This window comes from Kineococcus aridisoli, from assembly GCF_050871885.1.
Taxonomy (GTDB): domain Bacteria; phylum Actinomycetota; class Actinomycetes; order Actinomycetales; family Kineococcaceae; genus Kineococcus.
The window spans coordinates 1-6,065 of the sequence record NZ_JBJLSF010000147.1 but is presented as its reverse complement, the minus strand read 5'-3'; the positions used below and the strand labels follow the sequence as shown (position 1 = coordinate 6,065).

Annotated in this window: 5 protein-coding genes; all 5 read left to right on the top strand. The window is 79.5% G+C overall.

Annotation, left to right across the window (positions count from 1 at the left end):
* Positions 1 to 129 precede the first annotated feature (129 nt).
* Positions 130 to 1,353 (top strand): putative cytokinetic ring protein SteA, encoded by a 1,224-nt coding sequence (gene steA / locus ACRYM2_RS22600; protein ID WP_432524916.1) that lies wholly within the window; start codon positions 130 to 132, stop codon positions 1,351 to 1,353.
* Between the two features lie 55 nt (positions 1,354 to 1,408).
* On the top strand, positions 1,409 to 2,380 hold the full coding sequence (locus ACRYM2_RS22595; RefSeq protein ID WP_432524915.1) for a copper transporter: 972 nt from the start codon (positions 1,409 to 1,411) through the stop codon (positions 2,378 to 2,380).
* A complete protein-coding gene (locus ACRYM2_RS22590; RefSeq protein WP_432524914.1) occupies positions 2,377 to 3,270 on the top strand; it encodes a hypothetical protein in 894 nt (297 codons plus the stop codon). Before ACRYM2_RS22595 ends, ACRYM2_RS22590 begins: the two co-directional genes overlap by 4 nt.
* Positions 3,271 to 3,280: 10 nt before the next feature.
* Positions 3,281 to 4,894, top strand: coding sequence for a murein biosynthesis integral membrane protein MurJ (murJ, locus tag ACRYM2_RS22585; protein WP_432524913.1), 1,614 nt, complete (start codon positions 3,281 to 3,283; stop codon positions 4,892 to 4,894).
* Positions 4,895 to 4,926: 32 nt separating this feature from the next.
* Positions 4,927 to 6,065: glycosyltransferase (locus ACRYM2_RS22580; protein ID WP_432524912.1), on the top strand; the 1,139-nt coding region annotated here is incomplete at its 3' end.

The window sequence follows — 6,065 nt, the reverse complement described above, 5'->3', positions numbered from 1 at the left end:
CGCGCACCGGCGCCCGCTCGCGGCCGGTCGGCGCGGCCGCCGCGGAGCCCCGGCGCGCGCGTGCGACGATCGTCCCCGGCCACCGGGACGACGGGCGGCTGAGGCCGCGGCGGGTGGGGGAGTGCAGCAGTGATCTGGCGTCGGCGAACGCGCGGCGACGGCGCCCACGGCGAGGGCGCCGGCGGGAGCGCCGACACGCTCGAGGCGGTCTCGGGCACCGTCCGCGTGGACAGGCGCACCAAGCGGCTGACCAAGCGCCTCAAGCCCGGTGACATCGCCGTCATCGACCACCTCGACCTCGACCGCGTCTCCGCGGAGGCGCTGGTCGCCTGCGCGCCCGCCGCCGTCGTCAACGCCGCGCGCAGCACCTCGGGCCGCTACCCCAACCTCGGCCCCGGCATCCTCGTCGACGCGGGCATCCCCGTCCTCGACGACGTCGGGGAGGAGGTGATGAGCCAGCTGTCGGAGGGGGCGAGCGCCCGGCTGGTCGACGACGTCCTGCACGTCGGCGAGCGCGTGGTCGCCCGCGGGCGCCGGCTGAACGCCGAGGTCGTCGCCGCGGACATGGAGACGGCCCGTGCGGGGCTGTCCCTGCAGCTGGAGGCGTTCGCCGCCAACACGATGGAGTACCTGCGCCGCGAGCGCGAGCTGCTGCTCGACGGCGTCGGCGTGCCCGACGTCCGCACCGACCTCGACGGCCGGCACGCGCTCGTCGTGGTGCGCGGCTACCACTACAAGGAGGACCTGGTCACGCTGCGCCCGTACGTGCGCGAGTACAAGCCGGTCCTCATCGGCGTCGACGGCGGCGCGGACGCCATCCTCGAGGCCGGCTGGAAGCCCGACATGATCGTCGGCGACATGGACTCCGTCTCCGACGCCGCGCTGCGCTGCGGCGCCGAGATCGTGGTGCACGCCTACCGCGACGGGCGCGCACCCGGTCTGGAGCGCGTGCGGGCGCTGGGCATCGACGCGGTGGTCTTCCCCGCGACGGGCACCAGCGAGGACGTCGCGATGCTGCTCGCCGACGACAAGGGCGCCACCCTCATCGCGGCCGTCGGCACGCACGTCACCCTCGTGGAGTTCCTCGACAAGGGCCGCTCGGGCATGGCCAGCACCTTCCTGACCCGGCTGCGGGTGGGCGGCAAGCTCGTCGACGCCAAGGGCGTCTCGCGGCTGTACCGCTCCCGGGTCTCCGACGGGCAGGTGCTCGTCCTCGTCCTGTCCGGCGTCCTCGCCCTGGTGGCCGCGCTGCTGGTGACGCCGACGGGGCAGGCGATCCTCGCGGTCACCGGTGCCCGCCTGGAGGACGCGTGGGCCTTCCTCGTCGGCCTGCTGCCGGGGGGCGGGCCGTGAGGCGCCGACCGGGGAGCCCGCACCAGCGCACCAGCACCGACCGACAGGATGAGCAGTGATCGACTTCCGGTACCACGTCGTCTCGCTGGTGTCGGTGTTCCTCGCGCTCGCCGTCGGCATCGTCCTGGGCGCGGGCCCGCTCAACGAGGGCATCTCCACCGGCATCACCGACCAGGTGCGCCAGCTGACCCAGGAGAAGAACCAGCTGCGCGCCGAGCGCGACCAGGCGCTGGCCACCGCCGACGCGCAGGACTCCTGGGCGGAGGCCGTCACCCCCGCGCTCGTCGCGCGCCAGCTCGGCGGCCGGGCGATCGCCCTCGTGGAGCTGCCCGGCGCCGACTCCAGCCAGGTGGACGCCGCGGTGGACGTCCTGCAGCAGGCCGGGGCCAGCGTCCCTGTCCAAGTGACCGTGCAGGACGCCTGGACCGACTCCGCGCAGGCCTCGACCCGCGAGCAGGTGGCCGGCCGGCTGTCCGGGGACCTGGCGAGCGCCCCGGCCGCCGACGCGGGCACCGAGGTCGTGCTCGCCGCCGAGCTGGCGCGGGGCCTGGTGGCCGACGACCTGGCGCAGGCCGACCAGCCCGACCCCGGCGCCGTCGCGGTGCTGACCGCCCTCGCGGACGCCGGGCTCGTCGAGGTCGAGGGCGGCACCGACGGCCTGAGCGGTCAGCGGGCGACGCTCGCGCTGGTCGTCGGGGGTGCTCCCGACGCCGACGCCACCGACGCGCAGACCGAGGGGTCCGACGCCGCGTGGGTCGCGATCGCCGCGCAGCTGGACGCCACCGGCGCGGGTGCCGTCCTCGCGGGGCCCCCGGAGTCGGCCGCCGACGGCGGCCCGGTGGCCGCCCTGCGCGCCGACGCCGACGCCGCCGCGGACGTGAGCACCGTCGACGACCTCGACGCCTCCGCCGGCCGCGTCAACGCCGTCCTGGCCCTGCGCCAGCAGCTGTCCGGCGAGGTCGGCCACTACGGCACCGCCGGGTCGGCCACCGCGCTGAACCCGCCGTTGCCGGCGGCCGCCCCGTGAGCGGCGGCGCGGTCCGCGCGCTCGTGGCGGCCGGGGCCGCCGCCGCCCTGGCGCGGCGCACGGCGACGGCCCTGGCCGCGCACCCTCCCGGGGGAGCGGCGCGCTGGGAGCGGCTCAACCACCGCGGGCGCACGGTCACCCTGCTCGAGGGACCCACCGCCGCGGTGGCGGCCCTGGCGGGTGCCGCCGCGGCGGCGGCGCCCTGGAACGCCGCGGCGGCCGTGGCCTGCGTCGGGGCGGGGGCCTTCGGCGCCCTCGACGACCTCGGGGAGGCCCCCGGCGACCGGGCCGGCGGGGCGCGCGGCCTGCGCGGCCACCTGGCGGCCGCCCGCCGGGGCCGGATGACCACCGGCGCCTGGAAGGTCGTCGGCATCGGTGCGACGGGCGCGGTGGCCGCGCTGCTGGCCGGGCCGCCCGCGGCGGCGCCCGGGCGGGTGCTGGGCCGCGCCCCGCGGGCCGTGCTCGCGGCCGCCGACCTCGCCGTCGCGGCCGCGCTCGTCGCCGGCGGCGCCAACCTGCTCAACCTCTTCGACCTGCGGCCGGGGCGCGCGGCCAAGGTCGCCCTGGTCGCCGCCGCCTCCCTGGCCGTCGGCGCCCCCGGCAGCCGCGGCGCCGCCGCGGCGCGCCCGCCGGCGGCGGGCGTGGCCGGTGCGTGCGCGGCCGTGCTGCCCGCCGACCTCGCCGGGCGCAGCATGCTCGGCGACACGGGGGCGAACGCGCTGGGCGCGCTGCTGGGCGTCTGCGCGCTGGCCCGCTGGGAGCGCACCGGCCGCGGCGCGGCGCTGGCCGTCGTGCTGGCGCTGACGCTGGCCTCCGAGCGGATCAGCTTCAGCCGCGTCATCGAGGCCGTCCCGCTGCTGCGCGAGCTCGACCGCCTGGGCCGCCCGTGAGCCGGCGCTGATGCGCGCGCGGTCGGTGGCGGCCGCCGCCGCCTCCGTGGCGCTGCTCACCGTCGCGGCCCGCATCGCCGGCTTCGGCCGCCTCTTCGCCTTCAGCCAGACGGTCGGCGACACCTGCCTGGGCACGGCGTACCAGACGGCCAACCAGGTGCCCAACGTGCTCTTCGAGGTCGTGGCCGGCGGTGCGCTGGCCGGGGTCCTCGTCCCGCTGCTGGCCACCCGCCTGTCCTCGGCGGACCCCGCCGAGCGCGCAGCGGCCTCGCGCACGGCCTCCGCGGCGCTCACCTGGAGCGTGCTGGCCCTCGTGGTGGTCGCCGCGCTGACCGCCCTGCTGGCCCGGCCCGTCATGCGGCTGCTGCTGAGCGGGGAGGCCACCGCCGACTGCGGTCCGCAGCTGCTGACCACCGGCACCCTCATGTTGTGGGCCTTCCTGCCGCAGGTGCCGCTGTACGCGGTGGCCGTCGTCCTCGCCGGTGCGCTGCAGGCGCAGCAGCGCTTCACCGCCCCCGCCGCCGCACCGCTGGTCTCCAGCCTCGTGGTGGGGGCCAGCTACCTGCTCGTCGGGGCGCTGGCCCCCGCGGCGGTGGTCCGCGGCGGCCTGGAGGACGTGCCGGACCGGGCGGTCGCCGTCCTGGCCGGCGGCACCACCCTGGGGGTCGTGGTGCTCGCGCTCACCCACGCGCCGGCGCTGCGCTCGGCGGTGCGCTGGCGGCCGACGTGGCGCCCGGCCCCCGGGGACGGGGCCCGGCTGCGCTCGCTGGCCCTGTCCGGGCTGGCGGTGCTGCTGGCCCAGCAGGTCGTCACCGTCGCGGTGACCCTTGCCTCCAACGACGGCGCCGCCGGGGCGGTCAACCGCTGGAGCTACGCGTGGGCGATGTTCCTGCTGCCCTACGCCGTCCTCGCCGTGCCCGTGGCCACGGCCGTCTTCCCCCGCCTCGCGCGGGCCGCGGACGGCCCGCGCGAGGAGTTCGCCCGCCTGCTGGCGCCCTCGGTGCGCACGGTGCTGCTCGTCAGCTCGCTGGGCGCGGCGGTGCTGGTCGCGGTCGCGGTGCCGGTCGCGGTCGTCTTCGTCACCAGCCGGGTCGGCTCGGGGCGCACCGGCGACCTGGCGCTCGCGCTCGTGGTCTTCGCGCCCGGCCTGCTCGGCCACGGGCTCGTCGCCCTGCTCACCCGCGCCCTCTACAGCCTCGGTGCGGGCCGGCCGGCGGCCACCGGCACCGTCGCGGGCTGGGCGCTGGTCCTGCTCGGCGTGGTCGTCCTGCCGCTGCTGCTGCCCGGCGACCGCGTGGTCAGCGCCCTCGCCGCGGCGCACACGGCGGGGCTGAGCCTGGCGGGTCTGCTGCTGCTGCGGGCGGTGCACCGGCAGGCGGGCCCGGCGGCCCTGGCGGGCCTGGCGCGGGTGGCCGTCGCCGCCGTGCTGGCCGCTGCGGCGGGCGGGGCGGCCGGTGGGCTGCTCGGGCTGCGCTGGCGTCCCGACGGGGTCCTCGCCGAGGTGGCGGTGGGGGTCGTGGTGGCCCTCATCGCCGGTGCCGTCTGGTGGGGCGTGGCCCGCCTCGCCGCCCCCGCCGAGCTGCGCGGCCTGGCCGTCCGCGCCCGTCGAGCCGTCGAGCGCTGAGCGCTGAGCGCTGAGCGCAGGAGGAGACGCCCGTGCCCACCCCCACCCCCAGCACCCCGGCGACCCCCGGCGGCGCCCCCGCGCTGCCCGTCGTGCTCGTCCTCGGCAGCAGCGCCGGGGGTGTCGGCCGGCACGTGCAGCAGCTGTGCACCGGCCTGCGGCGCCGCGGCGTGGACGTGCGGGTGGCCGCGCCCGCCGAGACCTCGCGCCGCTTCGCGTTCGAGGTCCCCACGACGGCCGTGGAGATCGGCCCCTCGATCGACCCGCTGCGCGACCTGCGCGCCGCACGGGCGCTGCGCGCGGCCCTGGCGGCGCCCGGGCTGGCCGCGGCCGTGGTGCACGCGCACGGCGTGCGGGCGGGGTTCGTCGCCGCGCTCGCCCTGCCCCGGCGCACCCCGCTGGTGGTGACGCTGCACAACGCCGTCCTCGGCGCCGGCGCGCGGGCCCGGCTGGGCCGGGCGGTGCTCGCCGTCGTCTGCCGCCGCGCGCAGGTGGTGCTGGCCGTCAGCGGCGACCTGCTGGCCCAGGCGCGCCGGTGCGGTGCCCGCGACGCCGAGCGGGCCCTGGTGCCCGCCCCGGTGCTGCCCCCCGGGGACGCGGCGGCCGGCCGCGCCGCGCTGGGGGAGGGGCCCGTCGCGCTGGCGGTGGCGCGCCTGGCGGCGCAGAAGGGGCTGCCGACGCTGCTGGAGGCGGCCGCGCGGCTGCGCAGCGGCGGGCGGGTGGTCGTGGTGGGTGACGGGCCGCTGCGCGAGCAGCTGGTGGAGCGCGCCCGCGCCGAGGAGCTGCCGGTGCGCTTCCTGGGCCGGCGCGAGGACGTCGCGGACCTGCTCGCCGCCGCCGACGTGGCGGTGAGCGCGAGCACCTGGGAGGGGCAGCCGGTCTTCGTCCAGGAGGCGCTGGCGGCGGGGGTGGCGGTGGTGGCCACCGACGCCGGCGGGACCCGGGAGGTGACCGCGGACGCCGCCGACCTCGTCGGCGTCGGCGACGCGGCGGCGCTCGCGGCGGCGCTGGACGCCCTGCTGACCGACCCCGTCCGGCGGGCCGAGCGCGCGGGGGGGGGGGGGGGGGGGGGGGGGGGGCGGGGGGGGGGGGCGCGGGGGGCGGGGCGGGGGGGGTGGTGGGCGACGCCCCACACACCCCCCGTGACCCGCACCCCCACCGACCCCAGCTA

Excerpts from the sequence above, each read along its gene's own strand:
- murJ (WP_432524913.1), top strand. The coding sequence starts at position 3,281 with ATGCGCGCGCGGTCGGTGGCGGCCGCCGCCGCCTCCGTGGCGCTGCTC.